We start from the raw sequence: 21,231 nt of genomic DNA on the forward strand, positions 1-21,231 counted from the left end.
AGACAAAAGAAAAGGCCGTGAACGAGTCACGGTCCTTTCTTTGACATATGGAATATGTAGAAATCTTATTTAATTCCGTCTTTGAGCGCTTTACCTGGTTTGAATGCAGGAATTTTGCTCGCAGGAATTTCGATTTCTTCACCTGTTTGCGGGTTACGTCCTTTGCGTGCAGAACGCTCGCGAACTTCGAAGTTCCCAAAACCAACCAATTGTACTTTGTCTCCGCTTTGAAGAGCCTCAGAGATTGCTTCGAATACGGCATCAACCGCTTTCGTTACATCCTTTTTGGACAATTCAGTCGCTTCGGACACGTGTGTAATCAAGTCTGATTTGTTCATTTGTTTTCACCTCCTGAATCAATGTCCTGAATGTTATACTGTGTTTCCGTTTTAAAGCGAAATATACGTTCATACGCAAAAAATCTACGTACATCTTGAGCGTGATGAACACAATTCTCCGCCTGCGGTCAACAGTCATTTCCGGCAGAATGCCGCCTGAAACCAAGCGCGTTTCAGACGCGGAACAAATTTTATACTAATACAGACAGCCCACAATTTCAAGTGCGGTTGCGGTTTAGCACGTAAAATGTCACTGCCAGGGCAAGCACGAGCACGCCACCTTTTACAATGTCATGAGTAAAATACTGAACATTCATCATGGTTAAACCGTTCACCAGTACCCCAATCAGGACCGAACCAATGAAGGTTCCGATAACATTTGGTTTACCCGCTCCGAAGACAGAGAACCCTACAAACACAGCTGCCACGGATTCCATTAACAACGGAGAACCTGCGTCAATCTGTCCTGATCCGACTTTGGAGGCGTAGATAATGCCCCCGATTGCAGCAAACACGCCAGCAGCCACATAAGCAAGGGTCCGCACCTTTTTTACCTTAATTCCGGACAAACGCGCCGCCTCTTCATTGCCTCCAGTAACGTACATCTGGCGTCCGTATTTCGTATACGTCAAAAAGATATGAACACCAATGACTGCAATGAGAAGCAAGATAACCGATATAGGCATGCCGAGCCATTTCCCCTGACCAATCAGCAAGAACGTAGGATCCATCTCTCCGGCTGCCTTGCTGCCATCAGGAAATTGCATGTGATTATAAATCGTGTACCCTTGCGCGTACGTTTTGTGAATACCTCCGATAATGTACATGGTCGCCAGCGTGGCGAGCAGATCAGGAATGCGCAGTTTTACAATCAACAAAGCATTCAGGAGACCAATGACTGCACCGATCACGAGCGGAACAATAATAACAACGGCGAGCGGCTGCTGATACCAGATCATTAATGATGCGGTTACAACGGTCGTCAATGAAACGGTAGCCCCCACCGAGAGATCGAAACCATCCACAATGAGAGATAACGTTACACCGATAGCAACAAAGGTCACGATCGATATCGATCCCAGAATGTCCGTCAGATTACTGTAGGTAAAAAAGTAAGGCAATTTGATGCCAAAAAAAGCAATAACTCCGATAATAACAATAATCGCCCCATAACGGAACGCAAAATTCATAGATTTGTCCTTCATACCTGCACCTCTTGTCCACCGCTTGCATAGTATAGCAGCTGTTCTTGGTTAGTCTCGCCACGCTTGAATTCTTTTACGATTTTCCCTTCACACATCACTGCAATGCGGTCTCCTATACCAAGCCCCTCGTCCAGCTCACATGTGAAATAGATAACTGCCTTGCCTGCCAAAGCCAGCTCGTTAATGATACGGAAGATGTCACTTTTGGCTCCAATATCCACACCCTTGGTAGGTTCATCAAATATAAAGACATCAGCGTCCGCATTCAGCCATTTGCCAATAGCTACCTTCTGCTGGTTACCTCCGCTCAGATACTTCACTTCCTGACGTACCGAAGATGTTTTAATGCCAAGCTGTTGAACCAGTGATTCCGCGTTCTCCCGCTCCTTCTTGCGACTCACGAATCCGAATGTACTAAGACGCCCGAGCAAGGGCAGGCTCAGATTCCGTTCCACATTTTCCTGAATGAGAATCCCCTGCTTGCGACGTTCCTCGGGTACGGAAACGATGCCTGAAGCTGCAGAATCCGCGGGCTGAGCGAACCGAAGCGGTTTATCGTTTAAACGAATATCCCCTTTTTCCAGCTGATCTGCTCCAATCAGAAGACGGGAGCATTCCGTTTTGCCCGCACCGACCAGACCGACAACAGCCAGCACCTCACCACGGCGTACAGACAAATCAACCCCCTTGACCTTGATCCCCCGGTGCAGTCCACGTGCTTCAAAGATTACTTCGCCTATAGGTGCTTCCGTCTTCGGAAATTCCTCTTCGAATGGCTTGCCCAGCATTTGTGTGACCAGATCATTGACAGTTAGTCCACGCGCCTCACCCGTAAATACATGCTGCCCGTCTCTCATGACGGTCACTCGATCACAATGTCCAGTCACCTCAGCAAGCCGGTGGGTTATAAAAATGCAAGCTACTCCCCGTTCTTTTAACAGATGAACAATTCGGAAAAAGGCATCGGTTTCTTCCTGGCTCAGCGGAGCCGTCGGTTCATCAAATATAATGACCTTGGCATCCTGAATCAGGATACGTGCCAGCAGAATCATCTGTTTCTCTGCAAGTGTAAGGTCTGCTACCTTTTTCTGAACGGCAATGTCTGCTCCCAATTCTTTGAGTGCCTCAAGAGCACGCTGCTGCAGCTTACGCGGGCTTTTCCACCATCCACCAACCGGAGAAGCCAGCTGGTCCAGCATTATGTTCTCAGCAGCCGTCAGCTGCGGTACCAGTGCAGCATCGACCTCCTGATAGACACAATGAATCCCGTTTGCCTTAGCGTCCCCCGGTGAATTTAGACGTAAATGCTGATCATTTAAACGAATCTGGCCCTGATCCAGTTGGTAGGCACCCGACAGAATTTTCATCAAGGTACTTTTTCCTGCTCCATTGGCGCCAAGCAAGGCATGAATCTCTCCACCTTTTACAGAGAAATCAACGTCTTTCAGCGCAGGAACGCCTGCAAACTGCTTATGAATATGTTCCATTTGAAGCAAAATCGGTGCAGTTGTCATGATGTAGACCTCCAATCCCTCCTCAGGGAGTCATGCTATCCTACGATTCTTTTGTTTTACAGATCTGCCTGCGAAAAAAGCGCACCTTGCGGCGCGCCTTCTAACGCTGCTTTATTTAGCAGTGATTCCGTATTCCGCCATCCAATCCTTGATGCCCTGTGTACTTCCTCCCCAACCCTCAACATATTGGGACAATTCGGAAGTAGAGATTTGGTTCTCAGGAAGCGCTTCGCGTTGAACATAAACCGGATTAAGGACCACCTGATCTTCAGTCTCATCGCCGTTCAATTTCTGATAAGCGTAACGTACCTGAACACGTCCAATATCTGTCGGGTCTACTGCTGCAGAAGCAACCCAAGGATTTTTCGGATCCTGAATCATTTGCAAATCCTCATCACTCATATCGATACCGTAAACTTTAATTTCGTCACGACCCGCTTGCTGGATTGCACGTGCAGCGCCTTTGGCAAACTCATCCCACGCAGCCCACACGGCTGTGATTTCGCCTTTCGGATATTGTTTCAGAATCGCTTCCATCTTGGCTTGCGTATCCAGAGCCGGGTTTTGAGCGGAGCCAAATGTGGCAATCTCCTTGATGTCTGTATTTTCCTTCATGAATTCGCCGTAGGCAATCTGGCGACGTTCCATAGGAGCGAATCCAGCCACCCATACTTTCACGATATTCCCCTGGCCGTTAATATCCTTTTTCATTTGTTCCAGTGTAAGTTCAGCCATCTTCTGGTCGTCCTGAGACAGTACAGTTGCCCCTGGTACTTGGATAGCAGCGTCGAAGACTACTACCGGAATGTTTTGTTCTACTGCTTTTTTCACGCCCGGTTCCAGAAGCGAGTCCCCGTGATCCGTCAAGATTGCATCGAACTTCTGGTTAATTGCGCTGTCCAGCAATGAAACCATCTTGGCTTTATCATTATCAGCGACAAAAGTAGTTAGCTCACCGCCGAATTTCTCAATTTCCTCTTTTACGCCTTGAACATACTGCTGTGAGAATGTTCCCGTGTTAAATTCCATGATTAAGGCAATTCGTTTACCACTTAGCGGACCCGTCACCGCCTCCGTCTTGGGCTTGTCCTCTGATGCTCCGGAAGCTGGAGCTGCTGCCGGTTCTTTTTTGATCCCGCAAGCGGACAGTGCCAATGTAAATACAAGCAGAACACTTAACCATACCCATTTCGTATCTTTCTTTTTCATCTCTATCTCCCCCTATTCGTGCACTCTCAGTGACCTTGATCACAATAGTTGAATATTAATATAACGGCTAATCCCTAGTATGTAAATGGGTTTTAACAATTTAAAGCTAAAATTCGCTAAGTTTTTCGCGAAGCATGTATTTTACATCCAGTAGTACCATGTATAAGAAAATTAAATCATACAGCAAAAAGACCACAAGGATAGCCTTGTGGTCTTTTGTCTTACAGAATGATGGCAATCAAGCCGCCTGAACCTTCGTTGATGATACGTCCCAATGTCTCCTGCAATTTGTACCTTGCATTGTCCGGCATCATGGCGATCTTGCCCTGAATCCCTTCGCGCACGATGGAATGCAGCGAACGACCAAACATGTCTGAATCCCACACCTTGATTGGGTCGTTCTCGAAGTCTTGCATCAGGTACCTCACCAGTTCCTCACTTTGCTTCTCCGTACCGATAATCGGTGCGAACTCGGACTCGACATCGACCCGGATCATGTGAATGGAAGGTGCAGTTGCTTTCAAACGCACACCGAATTTGGTGCCTTGGCGAATGAGCTCTGGTTCATCCAGTGCCATCTCAGCAAGCGAAGGCGCCGCAATGCCGTATCCGGTCGTTTTGACCATCTCCAAGGCTTCAGCGAAGCGATCATATTCCCGCTTGGCATGAGAGAATTCCTGCATCAGCTGCAGCAGATGATCCTTGCCTCTGATTTCAATGCCGACCACTTCCACGAGGATCTGATCGTATAACTCATCAGGAGCGTACAGATCAATTTCGGCCACACCCTGACCCATGTTCATGCCGCTGAGTCCTGCGCGGTCGATGAACTCATACTCCATGAACTGGGACACAACCCGGTCTACGTCACGCAGTCTACGAATGTCCTTCACCGTGTCGCGTACGGAATTTTCGTAGTTGTTACGCAGCCAGTGGGTTTCATTGAGGACCATAACCCAGCTCGGCAGATTCACATTCACCTCATGAACAGGGAACTCATACAGGACTTCACGCAGCACGCCTGTCACATCATCTTCCGTCATCGTGGCTGCGCTTAATGTCATTACCGGAATATCATATTTAGCTGCCAATTCGCTTCGCAATTGAAGAGCTTCTTCACTGCGAGGACGGGTAGAGTTGATGATCAGCACGAACGGTTTGCCAACCTCTTTCAGTTCGGCAATGACTCGTTCTTCGGATTCCACGTAGGAACTACGGGCGATCTCGGCAATGGTGCCGTCTGTCGTAACCACCACACCCAATGTGGAATGCTCCTGAATGACTTTGCGCGTGCCAATCTCCGCTGCTTCCTGGAACGGGATCGGCTCTTCGAACCACGGCGTGGAGATCATGCGTGGACCATTTTCATCCTCATAGCCCTTCGCACCCTCCACAGCGTACCCAACACAATCCACCAAACGTACATTAACATCGAGCCCTTCAGCCACTTTGATCTGGACTGCGTTATTCGGTACGAATTTTGGCTCGGTGGTCATAATCGTTTTGCCTGCTGCACTCTGTGGAAGTTCATCCACTGCACGGGCACGATCGGCCTCGCTTGCGATGTTTGGCAGTACGATCGTTTCCATGAATCGTTTAATAAATGTTGATTTCCCCGTCCGGACTGCGCCGACAACCCCGAGATAGATATCCCCTCCGGTCCGCTCAGCTATGTCCTTAAAAATGTCCACTTTCTCCAATGAAATCCCCTCCCTAAATTACTCCGAAGGAAAAATGCTAAAGAGCATCCGCTTCGTTTTTTCAATCAGAAGACTGAAATCCCTGCAACGGTAGAGCCGCCTTTGTGAGTGCCCGGAAGTCGTCCGCCGCCGAACGTTGCATTCTGATGAAACCGGCGAAAGCGGCGTTAACTCGTACATGCAATTGGACTAGTATCATCTTATGTATCCGTATGCAGCAATATGACGCGTTTTTTTGTTTTTTCTCAGGTCTTCAGCGCCGGGAAGTTGCTCCGCTCTCGGACTGCGCGTCATTATTTCAATCTACTTTATGAACACCAGGTCGCAATTATGCTGGTTTCATTCATTTCTATTTGGGGTACCGGACACTTGGAGTTAGAGGTATACTGTGAAGGCAACATCGTTTTAGAGCCGAGCTGAGTTCGATTGAAAACGAGATGAGAAAGGTGAGATGAGCATGGCACAGATTAAAGTATTCGGTATTCGTGAGCAGTTAAATCCAATGAAAGTACAGCTTTCTACCGTGATTCATTCCGTTCTGATGGATGTGCTGGGACTGCCAGAGAACAAAAAATTTCAACGTTACTTCCCCATGGATGCAGAGGACTTTCAATACCCGCCAGATCGATCAGAAGCATACACTATTGTTGAAATCAGCATGTTCGAAGGAAGATCTATGGAAACAAAAAAAGATTTAATCCAGCAATTATATAAACAAATACATGAAAAACTCCTGTTGTCTGTCCAGGATTTGGAGATCACCATTTTCGAGACACCACGTGCTCACTGGGGCATTCGTGGATTGCCAGGCGATGAACTTGAGTTGAACTACAACGTTGAGGTCTGAGGTATTACCTAATCCGGTTATTTGAAGCTCCTGAGAACATAACGCAACAATAAAAAGAGATACTCCTTGATGAGAAGTATCTCTTTTTTGGTGCATTTCATCTATGGTTTGTCTTGTGCCACTGGGGCATTATTCTGCCACGTATAACTGACCGATTTTACAGGAACGAAATAGGAGTGCTCCAGCAAATACTCGCGCACATCATCCTCCTCTACAGGAGAACGATCCGATTTTTCTACCGCCTGCATGATATCGAAGGCATAATCTACGTACACCTTACCTTCACCGTCCATGATAAATGGTAACTCCTGACCCGAATATACACTGTTCAGTGTAACCTCTGTAGCACCCGCCTGAGCGGCTTGTTTCATATCTACAGCATACAGGCCGGTGTACAATTCCTCCCCGGCGGGCAGTTTGCCGTTATGTACTGATTTATACTGGTTAACCATGCGCTGTACATCATTGACCTTCTGTACCGTCTGCAAGTCCATTACTTTTACAGTGGGTGCTGTCTCTTCATTTTGAATAATGAAGTAAGCGCTCCCACCACTTTCAAAAGCAGTACCCGGGATCTCGTCCAGATAACCTTGCTGTTTCAGCTTCGACAGATCCACTCTGAATTTTTCATATTTTGGTGTATCCATATCCGCATTAATCATGGGCAGAATCCCCTGATCCTTCTGAAATGCCTCTACAGCACTCTGTATCCGGTTCACACTCTCCCTGTATGCTATCTTGGGGTCATCGTTACCCTGGGACGGATACATGCAGCCACTTAATGCAGCAACCATTAAAATGAAGAGAAGGCAGCGGACTCCCTGAATCCCGTACCTCCGCCCCGAACTAATGAAGAGTCTATCTTTGTTTTCGTTCATCCGCATCCTCCTTGAATCTGAAGAGTCCAACGGGAAAACCCATTCCCAATTGAGCTCCATTCAGGTTAGTTTCAGAACCAGTCGTCATTCTCCTGCTGCTGGCGTTCCAACTGCTTACGGATTGCCGCTTTGAGCGGATCCTCCGGAACATGAACAGACACCGATCCCCTCACCTTTGCCTGACAAGCAAGACGAGTTCCTGCTTCCAGCAGGGAACCCAGTTTCCGTTGTTCAGCATCTGTAGGAGGGTGCAGCGCCTGCAGCTGATCACCATCTACTTTGACCTTGCACATTAGACAAGCGGCTTTTCCATCGCAACGGGTTGGAATCTTCACTCCTGCACGGCGTGCGGCACTCAGCAGGTTCACTCCCGCTTTTAGGCGAATGCTCTTATTTTGCGGTAAAAATGTAATCGTGTGCTCCATCCTCTTGCCTCCCCACCTATGAAGTCCATGTAAAACCAACCAACGCTTCTACCTCAGCGGAGAATCGGCTTGTCCACACATTATGCTTGCCCAATGAAGCCAGTAAGGGCTGATGAAGCTGTGGATCCTTCCGGATTGCTTCGGCAATAGCCTCATATCGGTCAGCTCGACCTCTCAGCAGATTAAAAAGCAGCTCATGAGCGAGGGGCATCAATCTTAACGTGTAAGAACCTATTTGAGCCTGAGGCGCATGATGAATCAGCAGTTGTTCAATCTCAATCCGGTACCAGCTCTGCCTGGACCATACTTCAAAGCCACCTACGAGTTCAAGCGCACACTCTCCGACTTGATAATGACTTAGCAATGAAGCATATGGCCCTGTTCGATCGATCACCGGTTCATCCAGGGCAATTCCTGGGGCAGCATGATGCAGCCCACGTGCAGCAGCCAGATCGGCGTACACGTCAATATCTCTGGGAGCCTGCTGCAACTCGACCTGCTGCAGCAGGAGTCCACAGCTTCCCCCAAGAAGCCAAGTATAAGGTACTGTATTCCAGGTTTTTGCCGTTTCCAGCAACGCAGCGTGCAATTCCGGATAGCGCTCTGTAAGGCCCTCTGTTCCATGTGGTCCCAACCGGCTCACCTTCCCTTCATCCGTTTTCATTGTGTCAGTTCTATGGTGTACTTATGCGGATGTTAAGCTGCACGCAAGAATAAGATCAAGTAAGCGATGCAATTCCGCCGAAAAAACCAATAAGCATAATCAGAAACGCGATTAATGACAGAATCCCTCGCACGAAGCCCTTGGTTTTGGCTCTCGCGAAGGTTATCAGGAATACAGACAATCCCATAATCAGAATTGCAACCAATGACAGCCACATCTTGTCCATTGCGCTCATAATCCAGCAGTCTCCCCTTCAATCCGTTATTCATCACTGACACGGTGACAATTGAAATTATTATAACATGAAATTCAGAGGACTTTTCCAAAAAAAAGACAAAAAGAAAGCCAGCCTTAGCTGACTCATCTTTTTGTCTTGCTTGCCCACGTTATAGAAGCAAAAACGATCTATTATTTTTTCATCATCATTTTCATTAATGATTCCATGCTGTTTGGATTCAGTCCACTTTTTTTGACCGCACTTACAATATCCTGAACCGTATCCTCAGATACCGGAACTTTCGCCATGGCGGATACTTGTTTAATCAATTGGCGCAACTGAGCTTCATTTTGCATGGTGGACGGTTTTACTGTGCTCGCCAATTTCTTGACAGCACCTTCTGTAATTGTTTTGCCCGTTTTTTTATTGATCGCTTTTAGTGCATCCTTAGAAATGTTGTTACCCATTCGTCTCCCCTCCTCCGGCAATACTCATGTGTATAGTATGAGTGTACCGATGAAAAGGTGAATGAGCTTCTTAATTTCTGGTGAGTAAAGCAATGGAGATTCAGGAGTGCCACTGTTCCCATGTTTCCAGTTTCATAACTTCCATTTCGGTCTTTGGGTCTCGGCCCATAAGTGCCTCAACCGCATCACGCGGCTCACGATCCTGAAAGAGAACATGGTAGAGTTGATCCGCAATCGGCATTTGCACCCCGTATTTCTGGGAGATAAAATAGGCTGCTTTTGTCGTACGAATTCCTTCTACGACCATTCCCATGGAATTCAGCACATCCTCCAGCTTTTGTCCTTGTCCCAGCATGGAACCGGCCCGCCAGTTCCGGCTATGTTGACTTGTCGCGGTAACGACCAAATCACCGATTCCTGCGAGGCCCGCAAACGTAAGCGGGTTTGCTCCCATCTCCACGCCAATCCGGGTGATCTCTGCCAAGCCACGAGTCAATAGAGCGGCTTTTGCATTATCTCCGAAGTTCAGGCCGTCCGACATCCCTGCACCAAGTGCGATAATATTTTTGAAGGCACCTGCCAGCTCCACACCAAGCATATCCCGATTCGTATACACACGGAAATAGGCATTCATGAATAATGCCTGAGCAGCATCTGCTGCGGCCTTGTCCAGTGAAGCCACAACCACCGTTGTAGGACAGCGCTTGACCACTTCCTCCGCATGACTCGGACCCGAAAGTACAACGATATTCCCTTCTTCACATTCAAGTTCCTCGGAGATCACCGTCGACATCCGTTTGAGGCTTTCCGTTTCAAATCCCTTGGTTGCATGAATTATTAACATGTCTGGCGTATAATACGCCTTGAGTTGGTTGACTACCGAACGCATGGCTGAGGAAGGCGCAACAATCAAAACGGCCGAAGCCCCTTGAACGGCATCCCCCATGTTAGTCGTTGCCTGAATGCGAGGTGATAACTCTGCACCAGGTAGAAAACGACTGTTCCGATGCTGGTTGTTAATTTCGGCGGCCTGCTCTTCACCACGTGTCCACATCGTCACTTCCAGCCCATTGGCGGCCAGCACACTTGCGAGAGCGGTCCCCCAACTGCCTGCGACCAGGACGGCAACTTTTTTAGACAACGCGTTTTCCACCCCCAGGTTTATTAGCTCCTAATTTATTTTCCTGTCCTCTGGCAAGCTTCGCAATGTTGGTGCGATGTCTCCAAAATGCAAACAGACAAATAATCAGACTTCCCCAAAACAGATTCATGGAATATCCCGGGAACACTAGGATGAAGATTGGTGTTAATGCTACAAAAATTAGAGAACCGAGCGAAACATAACGTGTCAAAACGATGGACAGGATTGCAAAAATTCCGGCAGAAACTGCAGGAACGAATGCAAGAGTGGCGAGTACGCCAATTGCTGTTGCAATTCCTTTTCCCCCACGGAATCGGAAGTAGAGCGGCCAGTTATGTCCTGCAATCGCTGCAACACCGCAAATTGCAGGAATCCACTCGGAGCCGTCACTGAACCAAACTCCAATCCATACAGCCGCAATACCTTTAAGTACATCCAACAGCAGCACAAGAATAGCCGGTCCTTTACCCAAGATCCGCAATGTATTGGTAGCGCCTGCGTTTCCGCTGCCATGCTGACGAATGTCGATCCCCCGTATTGCCTTTGCAAGGAGGACACTAAAGCTGATTGAACCGAGCAGATAGCTCAGTACAATCGCTGCGATTGGTAAAATCACAAACTTCTCCCCTAACCTTCGTCGGACTTCCTCCGAGTAAATATGCGAATTGGCGTACCTTCAAAATCAAACGCTCCGCGGATTTTATTCTCCAGGTAACGCTCATAAGAGAAGTGCATCAATTCCGGATCGTTTACAAAAATAACCATGGTCGGCGGTTTGACGGCAACCTGTGTCACGTAGTTAATCCGCATTCTGCGTCCTTTGTCAGTAGGCGGTGGATTAATAGCCACGGCGTCAGATACAACATCATTAAGCAAATGCGTCTGAACACGCATAGCATGCTGCTGAGCTACACGAGTTACCACAGGAAGCAATTTTTGTAAGCGTTGTTTTGTTTTGGCTGACAAAAAGACTACGGGAGCATAAGTCATAAACAGGAAGTGATCCCGAATTTTTTTCTCAAACTCATTCATCGTTTTATCGGTTTTATCCACCACGTCCCATTTATTCACAACGAACAGGGAAGCTTTACCGGCTTCAAATGCATAACCTGCAATGTGCTTGTCCTGTTCAATGATGCCTTCCTCGCCGTTAATAACGATCAAAACGACATCAGCACGTTCAATGGCACGCATAGCACGCATAACACTGTATTTCTCAGTAGTTTCATACACTTTACCACGTTTACGCATACCTGCTGTATCAATCAGCACATAACGCTGCCCATCCTTTTCGAACGGGGTATCGATGGCATCGCGCGTCGTACCGGCTACATCACTTACGATGACGCGTTCCTCACCCAAGATGGCATTCACCAATGAAGATTTACCCACGTTTGGACGTCCGATTAGAGCAACACGGATGACGTCTTCATCGTATGTTTCTTCTTCAAGCTCAGGCAATTTTTCAACAATCGCATCCAGCAAATCACCAATACCCGTACCATGACTTCCGGATACACCGATGGGATCTCCAAATCCAAATCCATAAAACTCGTAAATGAGCTCACTGCGCCCAATATTATCCACTTTGTTAACGGCTACAACAATGGGCTTGCCTGAGCGGTACAACATCTCTGCGACTTCTTCGTCAGATTGCGTAATCCCTGCTTTTGCATCACACATGAATACAATAACATCCGCTTCTTCAATGGCGAGCTCTGCCTGCATCCGAATTGATTTAAGAATGACATCCTCGCCGTCGATTTCGATACCACCTGTATCGATAATACTGAATGGTTTACCGTTCCATTCACCGATTCCGTAGATCCGGTCACGGGTAATACCCGGCTTGTCTTCCACAATGGCCAGTCTGTCGCCGATAATCCGATTAAAAATAGTGGATTTACCCACGTTCGGTCGCCCGACAATTGCCACAACGGGTCTTGCCATACATTCCACTCCTCCTGTCCATACTTACGTTACTCATCATAGCAAAAAACACATGTCTTGGCTAACCTTTCATGCCAAGAATGCTCACAATAACAACAATCGGCGAACCCGCTGGGGCTCGCCGATCTTGCTTTTATTGTTCAGCAAAATATGCAGTATAACTTAGAACCATGCATGAATAACTTATTTGAATTTGCTGAGTTTGTCACCGAAACGTTCGCCGAGTGTGATGCTCATACCTTGGTTGCTCAAGGAAACGTTCGGGTTGTTGATTTCTTCACGCGGAGCGTTGTTTCTAGCAGGTCTTTCCGCTTTTGGCGCTTGGGCAGGAGCTTCTTCTGTTTCTTTGATGCTCAGGCTTACACGTTGCTCAGCAGGGTTCATGTCGAGAATCTTAACTTGAACTTCCTGACCTTCTTTCAATACTTCGTGTGGAGTACCGATGTGTTTGTGGGAAATTTGTGAAATGTGTACAAGTCCCTCAACACCTGGAGCGATTTCAACAAATGCTCCGAAATCAACCAGACGTTTAACAACACCTGTTACGATATCGCTAGTGTTGAATTTCTCGCCAGCTGTTTCCCATGGTCCTGGTTGAACAGCTTTCATGCTCAGGCTGATTTTGCCTTTTTCAGGGTCAACTTTCAGCACTTTAACGCTGACTTTATCGCCTTCGGAAAGGACATCGGATGGTTTGTCCACATGCGTCCAAGCGAGCTCGGAAACGTGAACCAGACCGTCAACTCCGCCTACATCAACGAATGCTCCGAATTGAGTCAAACGTTGTACTGTACCTTCGATAACTTGTCCTTCTTGCAGACCAGCCATAACCTCAGCTTTGTTAGCTTCGAATTCTTGCTCCAGAACGTCTTTTTGGGAAAGGATCACTTTGTTGTTCTCACGATCGATCTCTTTCACTTTAACGCGCAGTGTGCGTCCTTTGTAGTCGCTGAAGTCTTCTACGAAATGGCGCTCAACCATGGAAGCAGGAATAAATCCGCGTACGCCCACGTCTGCTACCAGACCGCCTTTTACTACGTCAGCTACAACAACTTCGAATACATCTTGGTCTTCAAAGTGCTTTTGCAATTGATCCCAAGCGTTTTCGCTGTCGATTGCACGTTTGGACAGAACGAGTTTTTCTTTCTCGTCGTCGATGCTAAGTACTTTAGCTTCAACTTCTTGTCCAACTTCTACTGCATCAGACGCGCTGTCAACATGCAATGAGGACAGTTCGCGAATTGGAATTACACCGTCATATTTATATCCAATGCTCACATAGGCTTGGTTATCTTCCAATTTGACGATGGTTCCTTTTACAGTATCTCCTTTTTTCAAGGAAACGAATTGATCCAACTCATCTTGGGTTGCTTCTTGATTTTTCATTTCTTCCGACATGTCAAATACCCTCCTCAATTCAAAAACCCCATTATATTCAAACCTGCCTGTAGCAGAGTTCAAAACACTTTCAACGCTGAATGGCTCGGATTAGTTTCCCTCAAAAATATGGAAATAATGCATTCAGACTTTCGGTGAAGAGCAAATTATTTGCTCGGTACACCTGTTTTCACCATCTCATTAATTTTGGACATAATCTTTTCAGTTGCTCTTTCTAGTGCATCACCAGAAGGATCTTCCTTAAACTCGTCCAAATTCACCGGTGCTCCATACACCACTTTCATCTTACGAAACAGCTTGTAGTTGCCGATAATAGCAGTAGGGATAACGGTAGCACCACTCCGAAGAGCAAAGCTCGCTGCACCTTTTTTGCCGATGCCTCCATCGTTGTGCCGACTCCCGGATGGGAAAATGCCGAGCACTTCACCATTGCGCAAAATGTTTAGTGAAGTTTTGATGGATTCCTTGCTAACGCCTCCACGCTTAACGGGAAACGCGCCCACAGCCTTAATGATCTTCCCAAGTACCGGAACATCAAACAATTCACTTTTGGCCATGAAACGTACCTGCCGGCGAATTTTAATACCTACCGTTGGAGGATCAAAGTTACTGATATGATTGGAACATAAAAGTACGCCGCCCTCTTGGGGGATATTCTCCCGTCCAACTGCTTCCAGGCGGAAAAGAATGGTGTAAATGATCCGCAGTACTGTGCTGCAAAATGTGTAAATCATAGACCAACCTCTCCTCTGACCATTGTGCAATAAGATACGATTTTGTCAACCACTTCATGAATACTCATCTTGGTTGTATCAAGAACCGTTGCGTCCTCGGCACAGCGAAGTGGGGATATTTCCCGCTCTTCATCCAATTTGTCACGTGTGGCTATGTCTCGCTCTAATTGCTTCAACGTCAGTCCTTCAGAGGGGTCCAGTTCTTTGAAGCGGCGAAGTGCGCGCTCTTCCACACTGGCAGTCATGAAGATTTTCACTTCCGCATCGGGCAATACTGTCGTTCCGATATCGCGTCCATCCATGACGACGCCCTTGCGCAAAGCCATTTGCCGCTGAGTATCCACTAATTGCGAACGCAGCCCCTCGATTTGCGCATATCGGGACACGATCCCCGTAACTTCACGGGAGCGGATTTCCAAGGTTACATCTTCCCCGTTACAGAACACTTTCTGTCCGCCCGGGTCCGGCTGTAAATCAATGACCAGTTTGTGGGCTTCTTGAAGTACCTCTGATACATTATCCGGAGAAATCCCTTTCCGAATCATGTGTAGGGTAACCGCACGGTACATTGCGCCAGTATCGACGTAAATATAACCGAGCGCCTCTGCAACCAATCGGGCCACGGTACTTTTCCCGGCACCGGCAGGTCCGTCAATTGCAACGTTCATCTTCCCGTTCTCTGATGTGTTCTGGCTTGCCAACGGGGCATTCCTCCTCAAACGATAAGCCTCAATAAAAAAACAGGCATTGCCTGCATCGTGAAAATTATACCACACTATACACATGGATGCAAAAACAGCCAATTCACTGATGTTCCCTTTTCGTTGAAAGTTCCATATGAATTGGTGTCCCCTCCATTCGGTCTATCCGGGTCACATTTTGTTTGAAATATGGAACCTGAAGCAGCATTTGGTATACCACCAACAACAAAAATAAAACGGCAATAAGCTGAAAAAGTCTTCTTTCCATTCGTTTGGAGAACACGTAATACAGACGCTCATATCTTCGGGATGTACGTCGGTGATTCATACCCAAGCACCTCCGTTTTTCCCCTTACGTTTCCCGCCATATTTCCTTTTTATTCAAAAAACCTGCTCTTACTTCGTACGATAATCCAGCTGCCGTTCAAAGCAAAACTTAATGATTTTTTGCCGCTCCGAGTCTGTGATCTGTGTAAATTTCAACATGCAGAGCTGTCTTCCCGACTCGAGGGTTTTAATGCGAACCACTTCAGCTTCGAAAGCCACATGCTCAATCGTTGAATTCCGATAAGGAACGAGCAGCCAGCAGTTCAACTTTTGCCCCTCCGCTATCGGGAAGTTGGGTTCTCCGTATATGGACAATCCCCCGCCACCTATATCCTCGGTCAATCCTACCGCACGAGTCAGATCTTCTGCTTGAATGGCTAGTTCAAGATTCGCATGAACACGCAGGAAGCTGCGTCGTTGTATTTTCGAGATATCATCAGGCAGCGGTTTGCGTATACGCACAAGCCTTACCACATCTTCTTCAAATCCGGTTACGTACGTATTGAAATAATGTCTGACGCCATCTTCGGTAATATAAGAGATGGACAGTTCTTCGCCGAAATACAATCTTTTCAAACGACTGCTACCTTGCTGCATCGGTACTTCAATCAAAAAACTGTGATCATCCATGTCTGCTATACGGGATTTGTATTCCTTGCTCTCTTCTTTTTCATCTGCTGAGGCAATTTGGATGTGTAAAATTTCATTAATTTTCGGATACAAGCTCTTCACCGCCACCTTACTATTCATCATCGTATGTACAAGGACTATTATACCATGACCTTTCTCATAGCGGATAACAAAAAACAGACCACGAAGTGGTCTGTTTGGTAAAATTCTTGAGTTTCGTTTTCCGTTTAAATTCTAGGAAGTCGCATTCACAGGTTTAATTTCTTCAACTGCTTCTTCGACTCCTGTATTCGCGTTGATATAAATTCGGTATTTCGTCCCGTTGATGCGTCCACCGAATTCATAACATAATACTTCCTTGCTGTAATCATTCTTAATTAATGACTTACGTGCATAGGTCTCCTTAAATTCAGGATTAAGCTTTTTGCGAGCCTGTGCTTCGGTAAGAGCCGCTTTTGGTATTTGCCGTTGTTTCTGATGCTCATAGACATAATCGCTTGCCTGGAAGCCAGTAACGTCTCCTGTGTCCAGACCGACGCGTACGGACATTTTCTCCGGATAAAGCAGGGTATCCCCTTGTTTGCGCACATACGTTAAATTTGCTAAATTACCATACTCATCGTAGTTTACTGCTTTCATATCTTTGTAGCCCTTATTGACGAGAAATTGATCCGCTTTGGCCATGGCATCTGAACGTGAGACCTTTTTCGCGCCAATCGGTCTAGTATCGCTGTAGGAAATCAGCATGCCCCCATTGCGGGTAAAATCCATCATCAGCTTGCTTTCTTTGCCTTGATTGATTGTAGCGGTATAGGACTCCCAGTCCGTACCTTTACCATTCTCCTGAATCTGGATCTTGCTGCTGTCCGCATTTGAAAATTTCGCAGCTTTACTTTGAATTTGTTCTTTAGACACCGGAATACCATCCAGCTTTTTGACTGAACGCTTTGCATAAATGCTGGATACCGAAGGGCCCCAATCCAGTTCAGGATACTCCTGTACTTTTTTGTTCACTGTGCGAAATCCATCGACAATGGTGTTATCCATCGTTTCTTCTTCTGTCGCCATAGCCGTCTCAGCATCCATCCAGCGCAAGCGGTCCGAAAGTACTTTTTGCTGGACTTCCTGTAGGTTTTTAGTGATCTCGGAGGAATTCTGGTACAGCCTTTTCAGGTTGCCCACTTCCTTCTCACTTAGTGGTTCATTGGTTAAATCACGCATGGATGCCTGATAAGCAAAGTTTGAGATACGAGAAAGAAATTCCTCCGTCTCGTTAAAAGGCAGCATGGTTAGAGGCAGTTGGTTAATCTCATTTTGCGCCTCGCTGGTAAGCCGCCACACATTCATCAGACCTTTACGGTGCATGCCTTGGGAAGTGGAATTCACCGCCAGTGTATTACCGATTTCAGAGTGCAGCTTGTCCATATGGAAAGACAAATCATGAAACGCACGCTGATACTGATTCTCCGCTTTGATCAAGATCGCATTTTTCTCCTGGTTCTCCTGGTATCCCCACACAAGGGCACCGATCAGCAGTACTGCAAATATCGGAAACATGACTGAACTTAAACGTTTATACATCGGTAGAGTCTCCTTTCATCTGAACCACTATCTATATTGTGGATCGAAGAAAGTCCTCTTATGCATCGGTTTTCCAGTCGGCACAATGTTTGACTCTTTACGAGCTGTTTAATTCATTTGAATCCAAGACGTACCGCCATCTTCCTCAATCTCAAATTGATCCCGATTATCACACAGACACTGCTTGAATCCGGTCTCAATTCGCCCTCTTTCTTTTTTGCCGCGCAGCGTAAACCGCTCTCCGCACTGTTTGCATCTGATTTTTATTTTTATCCTCATTACGCTGTCCCCGTTTCTGTTGTTCATTCCCCGGGGATTCTTTAGGTCGAAAACAAAAAAAACACACCGGGGCATCAGGCGCAGTACGCGCTCCATGTCCACCAGTGTGTCCGTATTTCTATAATTTAACCTCTTCCTCCCGTTTCACAAATCGAAAAGGAGAGCGGTTATTCGCCCGTGTAATTTTGCCCATGGCTCCATACCACAATCCCGCCATTAACGGTGCTATGAACCACAGCCAGTAGTTTACCATTGTGTTCATGATGACATCGTATAGTGCATGCCAGAAAAAAGGAAGCAACAGCGATAGCATCAGGAACCAACGTTTTTTCTTGCCATCCGTAAACTTGGCCCGCCCCATGTAATATCCCATAATTACCGCAAACATGGCGTGTCCTGACACAGGAAGTAATGCACGGAGAAACATGGCTGAGACGGAGGCATTCCCCGCAAAGGCATACAATACATTCTCCACCGTTGCAAAACCAAGCGAAACAGCAACAGCGTAAAGAATACCGTCATATGGCTCATCAAACTCCGTGTGATTATAAATGATGTGGTATAACACAAACCATTTAACGAATTCCTCAACCCCGCCGGAAATGAGAATAGACTCAACGTAAGGGTTATCTCCGAGCCACAGCATCATACCTCGCTGAATGATCATCACAGGCAACACCATCAAAATACCCATGACGAATACTCTCAGTACCATATGAAGTGGCTCGGAATCATAACGGTCTTTCAGATAAAAATATGTTAACAAGGCGAGACCCGGAGCTACTGCTGCCGCTAAAACCGAAAACAAAAGCACCGAAATTCCCTCCTCTGACTAAGACGCGTTTGCAATTGAATTTAATCCTGACGTTTGAAATGGGTGCAGATCACTTCAATGGCCTGTTCAGGCATAATCACTTTACCGTATTCTTCCATTACCGCTGGCGTAACCGAAGAACCCTCACCAAATTCAGCAAGCAGTGCGATTAGAGCAGCATGTTTGGTGCTATCGACTTCGTCCGGTTCCAGATGCAGGAACCACTTATCTTTATAGGAATAGAGTCTTCCCGCATTGGTAACATGTTCGCGCAGCATATGTGCAGCCTCAATCAAGATTTCAAAATCCTTAAAGGCATATACAATGGAATCGCTCTGCTCCAGTGTAACTTCCATCTCGTATACTTCTTCAGGCAGATCATCCTCATGACCGGAACCATATTGTTGCGGATCATATTTCCCACGCGTAACAATGACCACCATTCCTTGAGCGGGAAGTGCGAATACTTCGACAGCAAGCGGACCTGTAGCATCGAACCCAAGTTCGGAATATGCCTGATCCATCATTTCAGTGAACAGTTCATGAACTTTAGGTATTTCCTGCCACATATCTTCTTTTTGTATTCCGCGCTCGCTCAGATCGTCAAAGGTCAGGAAAATCCGTATCTTATCGTGACTTAATCGTTCTATTTTCATACAGGATCTCCCCTTTATAAGCAAGTCTTATAACAGATTATGAAGCACAAAACAATATGTGCTGAAAATAAATCTATGTAGTTATGTTATCATTTTATACCTGCAAATGCACGAAGTAAAATCGACAAAAAAAGAATCAATCCACATCAAACAAGACTGTGGTTGATTCTATCCAGTAGTTTTGGTTTATAAACCAGGTACTGTTGTGTTCGTTTGAGTCAAAATTTGCTCAACTTCACGTTTAACATCCGGATTGGTGCGAATAAAATCTTTGAGCATGTTCATGTTTTCTTCTTTTTCCTGCGGGGTAATGGCTCTTGCTGTCTTTTTCAATGCACTTTTGTGGGATTCACCATGCTCATTATTCTTAGGGCTGAATCCATCCATGCCTGGAAAAGTCATTTCCATCATCTTGTGCTTGGCTTGACCCATCATGTTGCCGGATGAGAGTGAAGACAACATGGGAATTTTGCCCTTGGACAGATATGAACTGGCAGCAACACCAACTACAATCCCCCAAAAAAAGGATGACGCCTTCATTACACCAACCTCCTCTTATGTTAAGATCACAACTAGTGTTTGCGGAAGAACGACATCTCATTCCGCATAAATACAGGAAAGTGAGTTGAAATTATGTTTAAAACGACTGCCGCAATCCTTATTGCCGCATGTCTCCTGTTGTCAGCATGTGGGGAGCAAGAAACACCTGCTACCGAAAACACCGCTTCTGAAAATGAAACGGTCTCCACTGGACCAAGCGAAGGAAGCAACACTTCAAACGCATTGGAAGATGACCAACCTTCGACTAAAGACAGCCTAGCGCAAACACAAGAACTAGAAACAGATCAAGAAACAACTGAGGAAAAAAAAGAACAACAAATTGAAAAGACGTATCATATGAATGAAAATTATTACATCAAACCCAATGATGAAAACAGAGAGAAGAAGGTCGTTCTTCTGACATTCGATGACGGCCCTAAGGAAGCAGAAATGATTAATGGATTAATTGATACACTTGACAAGCATAATGCCAAAGCTATATTTTTCGTTAATGGATATCGTGTCAAGAGTCATCCGGAATTGCTAAAGCTTATCTACGAACGTGAGCAGATTATTGGTAACCATGCTTGGGATCACGAGGATCTCAAAAAAATGTCCGCTGCAGAAGCTGCCAAGCAGGTAACGGATGTTCAACACATCGTCAAAGAAACCATTGGTGTGGAGCCTGAATTCTTCCGTCCTCCCTTTGGTTCTGGTAATGACGCTTTGAAGGAAACCGTTAAACAACATGGCATGTTATACATGACTTGGTCCAACGGTTCACTGGACTGGGACAAGAGCACTCAGAATAAACCCGATAAAGTCGTTCAGAATGTGCTTGATCAATTAAACCCCGGAAGCAATATATTGATGCACGAACTTCCTTGGACGGTAGAAGCCCTAGATGATTTGTTAACGAAGCTGGAGAACAAGGGCTATTCTTTTGTTGACCCTCGTTTGATAGAGCTCGAAGCCAGATGAAAATATAGATAAACAGCCCTGATCCATATAGATCA

Annotated in this window: 25 protein-coding genes; 2 read left to right on the forward strand and 23 right to left on the reverse strand. The window is 46.3% G+C overall.

The genetic code is table 11. The annotated features are described in order from the left end of the window. Positions 1-65: 65 nt before the first annotated feature. The 5 genes from F4V51_RS18635 to spoIVA all read right to left on the reverse strand — a co-directional run bounded on the left by F4V51_RS18635 (position 66) and on the right by spoIVA (position 5,966). Positions 66-338, reverse strand: coding sequence for an HU family DNA-binding protein (locus F4V51_RS18635; protein ID WP_024630670.1), 273 nt, complete (start codon positions 336-338; stop codon positions 66-68). A gap of 218 nt (positions 339-556) precedes the next feature. Beyond that, positions 557-1,543: an ABC transporter permease gene (locus F4V51_RS18640; RefSeq protein ID WP_153979191.1), complete on the reverse strand. Its 987-nt coding sequence runs from the start codon at positions 1,541-1,543 to the stop codon at positions 557-559. Continuing rightward, positions 1,540-3,057 carry a sugar ABC transporter ATP-binding protein gene (locus F4V51_RS18645; protein WP_153979192.1) on the reverse strand — a complete coding sequence of 506 codons (1,518 nt, stop codon included), beginning with the start codon at positions 3,055-3,057 and terminating at the stop codon, positions 1,540-1,542. The genes F4V51_RS18640 and F4V51_RS18645 overlap by 4 nt, the downstream gene beginning before the upstream one ends. Positions 3,058-3,168: 111 nt before the next feature. Beyond that, a complete protein-coding gene (locus F4V51_RS18650) occupies positions 3,169-4,266 on the reverse strand; it encodes a sugar ABC transporter substrate-binding protein (RefSeq protein WP_153979193.1) in 1,098 nt (365 codons plus the stop codon). Positions 4,267-4,487: 221 nt separating this feature from the next. Then, positions 4,488-5,966 (reverse strand): stage IV sporulation protein A, encoded by a 1,479-nt coding sequence (gene spoIVA / locus F4V51_RS18655; RefSeq protein ID WP_127540262.1) that lies wholly within the window; start codon positions 5,964-5,966, stop codon positions 4,488-4,490. A gap of 457 nt (positions 5,967-6,423) precedes the next feature. Between spoIVA and F4V51_RS18660 the strand changes: the two genes are divergently transcribed. Beyond that, on the forward strand, positions 6,424-6,813 hold the full coding sequence (locus F4V51_RS18660; protein ID WP_153979194.1) for a tautomerase family protein: 390 nt from the start codon (positions 6,424-6,426) through the stop codon (positions 6,811-6,813). Between the two features lie 101 nt (positions 6,814-6,914). Here F4V51_RS18660 and F4V51_RS18665 read toward each other — a convergent pair whose 3' ends face one another. From F4V51_RS18665 to F4V51_RS18745, 18 genes are all read right to left on the reverse strand, one after another. After that, positions 6,915-7,691, reverse strand: a complete 777-nt coding sequence (locus F4V51_RS18665) for a DUF3939 domain-containing protein (RefSeq protein WP_236146591.1) — start codon at positions 7,689-7,691, stop codon at positions 6,915-6,917. Positions 7,692-7,762: 71 nt separating this feature from the next. After that, entirely contained in the window at positions 7,763-8,116 is a 354-nt protein-coding gene (locus tag F4V51_RS18670) for a 2Fe-2S iron-sulfur cluster-binding protein (RefSeq protein WP_153979195.1), read from the reverse strand. 16 nt (positions 8,117-8,132) lie between these two features. After that, positions 8,133-8,759, reverse strand: a complete 627-nt coding sequence (locus F4V51_RS18675; protein WP_236146592.1) for a hypothetical protein — start codon at positions 8,757-8,759, stop codon at positions 8,133-8,135. A 76-nt stretch (positions 8,760-8,835) separates the two neighbouring features. Then, positions 8,836-9,015: a DUF2768 family protein gene (locus F4V51_RS18680; protein ID WP_095292896.1), complete on the reverse strand. Its 180-nt coding sequence runs from the start codon at positions 9,013-9,015 to the stop codon at positions 8,836-8,838. 173 nt (positions 9,016-9,188) lie between these two features. Beyond that, complete coding sequence (locus tag F4V51_RS18685; RefSeq protein WP_056696692.1) at positions 9,189-9,464, reverse strand: stage VI sporulation protein F; 276 nt, start codon at positions 9,462-9,464, stop codon at positions 9,189-9,191. Between the two features lie 100 nt (positions 9,465-9,564). After that, the gene (locus F4V51_RS18690) at positions 9,565-10,605 is read right to left on the reverse strand and encodes an NAD(P)H-dependent glycerol-3-phosphate dehydrogenase (protein WP_153979196.1); all 1,041 of its coding nucleotides are present in this window, start codon (positions 10,603-10,605) and stop codon (positions 9,565-9,567) included. Next, a complete protein-coding gene (gene plsY / locus F4V51_RS18695) occupies positions 10,598-11,221 on the reverse strand; it encodes a glycerol-3-phosphate 1-O-acyltransferase PlsY (RefSeq protein ID WP_153979197.1) in 624 nt (207 codons plus the stop codon). Before plsY ends, F4V51_RS18690 begins: the two co-directional genes overlap by 8 nt. Before the next feature lie 11 nt (positions 11,222-11,232). Beyond that, complete coding sequence (der, locus tag F4V51_RS18700) at positions 11,233-12,555, reverse strand: ribosome biogenesis GTPase Der (protein WP_153979198.1); 1,323 nt, start codon at positions 12,553-12,555, stop codon at positions 11,233-11,235. Positions 12,556-12,738: 183 nt separating this feature from the next. Further along, entirely contained in the window at positions 12,739-13,953 is a 1,215-nt protein-coding gene (rpsA, locus tag F4V51_RS18705) for a 30S ribosomal protein S1 (protein ID WP_095292903.1), read from the reverse strand. 146 nt (positions 13,954-14,099) lie between these two features. Next, on the reverse strand, positions 14,100-14,687 hold the full coding sequence (locus tag F4V51_RS18710) for a lysophospholipid acyltransferase family protein (protein WP_127540251.1): 588 nt from the start codon (positions 14,685-14,687) through the stop codon (positions 14,100-14,102). Beyond that, positions 14,684-15,388 (reverse strand): (d)CMP kinase, encoded by a 705-nt coding sequence (gene cmk, locus F4V51_RS18715; RefSeq protein WP_153979199.1) that lies wholly within the window; start codon positions 15,386-15,388, stop codon positions 14,684-14,686. The genes F4V51_RS18710 and cmk overlap by 4 nt, the downstream gene beginning before the upstream one ends. Positions 15,389-15,491: 103 nt before the next feature. Further along, positions 15,492-15,716, reverse strand: coding sequence for a hypothetical protein (locus tag F4V51_RS18720; RefSeq protein ID WP_153979200.1), 225 nt, complete (start codon positions 15,714-15,716; stop codon positions 15,492-15,494). A gap of 68 nt (positions 15,717-15,784) precedes the next feature. Further along, positions 15,785-16,438 (reverse strand): flagellar brake protein, encoded by a 654-nt coding sequence (locus F4V51_RS18725; RefSeq protein WP_095292911.1) that lies wholly within the window; start codon positions 16,436-16,438, stop codon positions 15,785-15,787. Positions 16,439-16,579: 141 nt separating this feature from the next. Then, positions 16,580-17,926 (reverse strand): germination protein YpeB, encoded by a 1,347-nt coding sequence (gene ypeB / locus F4V51_RS18730; protein WP_153979201.1) that lies wholly within the window; start codon positions 17,924-17,926, stop codon positions 16,580-16,582. A gap of 108 nt (positions 17,927-18,034) precedes the next feature. Beyond that, complete coding sequence (locus F4V51_RS28865) at positions 18,035-18,205, reverse strand: hypothetical protein (protein ID WP_164764345.1); 171 nt, start codon at positions 18,203-18,205, stop codon at positions 18,035-18,037. A gap of 118 nt (positions 18,206-18,323) precedes the next feature. After that, positions 18,324-19,019 carry a glutamic-type intramembrane protease PrsW gene (gene prsW, locus F4V51_RS18735; RefSeq protein ID WP_095361943.1) on the reverse strand — a complete coding sequence of 232 codons (696 nt, stop codon included), beginning with the start codon at positions 19,017-19,019 and terminating at the stop codon, positions 18,324-18,326. A gap of 41 nt (positions 19,020-19,060) precedes the next feature. Continuing rightward, positions 19,061-19,675, reverse strand: a complete 615-nt coding sequence (locus tag F4V51_RS18740) for a genetic competence negative regulator (protein ID WP_153979202.1) — start codon at positions 19,673-19,675, stop codon at positions 19,061-19,063. A 186-nt stretch (positions 19,676-19,861) separates the two neighbouring features. Then, a complete protein-coding gene (locus F4V51_RS18745) occupies positions 19,862-20,215 on the reverse strand; it encodes a hypothetical protein (protein ID WP_095292919.1) in 354 nt (117 codons plus the stop codon). A gap of 93 nt (positions 20,216-20,308) precedes the next feature. Between F4V51_RS18745 and F4V51_RS18750 the strand changes: the two genes are divergently transcribed. Then, on the forward strand, positions 20,309-21,196 hold the full coding sequence (locus F4V51_RS18750; protein WP_153979203.1) for a polysaccharide deacetylase family protein: 888 nt from the start codon (positions 20,309-20,311) through the stop codon (positions 21,194-21,196). Positions 21,197-21,231 lie beyond the last annotated feature (35 nt).

This window comes from Paenibacillus xylanilyticus (assembly GCF_009664365.1).
Lineage (GTDB): Bacteria > Bacillota > Bacilli > Paenibacillales > Paenibacillaceae > Paenibacillus > Paenibacillus xylanilyticus_A.

Excerpts from the sequence above, each read along its gene's own strand:
- der (WP_153979198.1), bottom strand. The coding sequence starts at position 12,555 with ATGGCAAGACCCGTTGTGGCAATTGTCGGGCGACCGAACGTGGGTAAA.
- F4V51_RS18670 (WP_153979195.1), bottom strand. The coding sequence starts at position 8,116 with ATGGAGCACACGATTACATTTTTACCGCAAAATAAGAGCATTCGCCTA.
- F4V51_RS18650 (WP_153979193.1), bottom strand. The coding sequence starts at position 4,266 with ATGAAAAAGAAAGATACGAAATGGGTATGGTTAAGTGTTCTGCTTGTA.
- F4V51_RS18685 (WP_056696692.1), bottom strand. The coding sequence starts at position 9,464 with ATGGGTAACAACATTTCTAAGGATGCACTAAAAGCGATCAATAAAAAA.
- F4V51_RS18640 (WP_153979191.1), bottom strand. The coding sequence starts at position 1,543 with ATGAAGGACAAATCTATGAATTTTGCGTTCCGTTATGGGGCGATTATT.
- F4V51_RS18635 (WP_024630670.1), bottom strand. The coding sequence starts at position 338 with ATGAACAAATCAGACTTGATTACACACGTGTCCGAAGCGACTGAATTG.
- rpsA (WP_095292903.1), bottom strand. The coding sequence starts at position 13,953 with ATGTCGGAAGAAATGAAAAATCAAGAAGCAACCCAAGATGAGTTGGAT.
- F4V51_RS18660 (WP_153979194.1), top strand. The coding sequence starts at position 6,424 with ATGGCACAGATTAAAGTATTCGGTATTCGTGAGCAGTTAAATCCAATG.
- F4V51_RS18740 (WP_153979202.1), bottom strand. The coding sequence starts at position 19,675 with ATGAAAATAGAACGATTAAGTCACGATAAGATACGGATTTTCCTGACC.
- F4V51_RS18750 (WP_153979203.1), top strand. The coding sequence starts at position 20,309 with ATGTTTAAAACGACTGCCGCAATCCTTATTGCCGCATGTCTCCTGTTG.
- F4V51_RS18720 (WP_153979200.1), bottom strand. The coding sequence starts at position 15,716 with ATGAATCACCGACGTACATCCCGAAGATATGAGCGTCTGTATTACGTG.
- ypeB (WP_153979201.1), bottom strand. The coding sequence starts at position 17,926 with ATGTATAAACGTTTAAGTTCAGTCATGTTTCCGATATTTGCAGTACTG.
- F4V51_RS18745 (WP_095292919.1), bottom strand. The coding sequence starts at position 20,215 with ATGAAGGCGTCATCCTTTTTTTGGGGGATTGTAGTTGGTGTTGCTGCC.
- F4V51_RS18710 (WP_127540251.1), bottom strand. The coding sequence starts at position 14,687 with ATGATTTACACATTTTGCAGCACAGTACTGCGGATCATTTACACCATT.
- F4V51_RS18680 (WP_095292896.1), bottom strand. The coding sequence starts at position 9,015 with ATGAGCGCAATGGACAAGATGTGGCTGTCATTGGTTGCAATTCTGATT.
- F4V51_RS18645 (WP_153979192.1), bottom strand. The coding sequence starts at position 3,057 with ATGACAACTGCACCGATTTTGCTTCAAATGGAACATATTCATAAGCAG.
- F4V51_RS28865 (WP_164764345.1), bottom strand. The coding sequence starts at position 18,205 with ATGAGGATAAAAATAAAAATCAGATGCAAACAGTGCGGAGAGCGGTTT.
- F4V51_RS18665 (WP_236146591.1), bottom strand. The coding sequence starts at position 7,691 with ATGAACGAAAACAAAGATAGACTCTTCATTAGTTCGGGGCGGAGGTAC.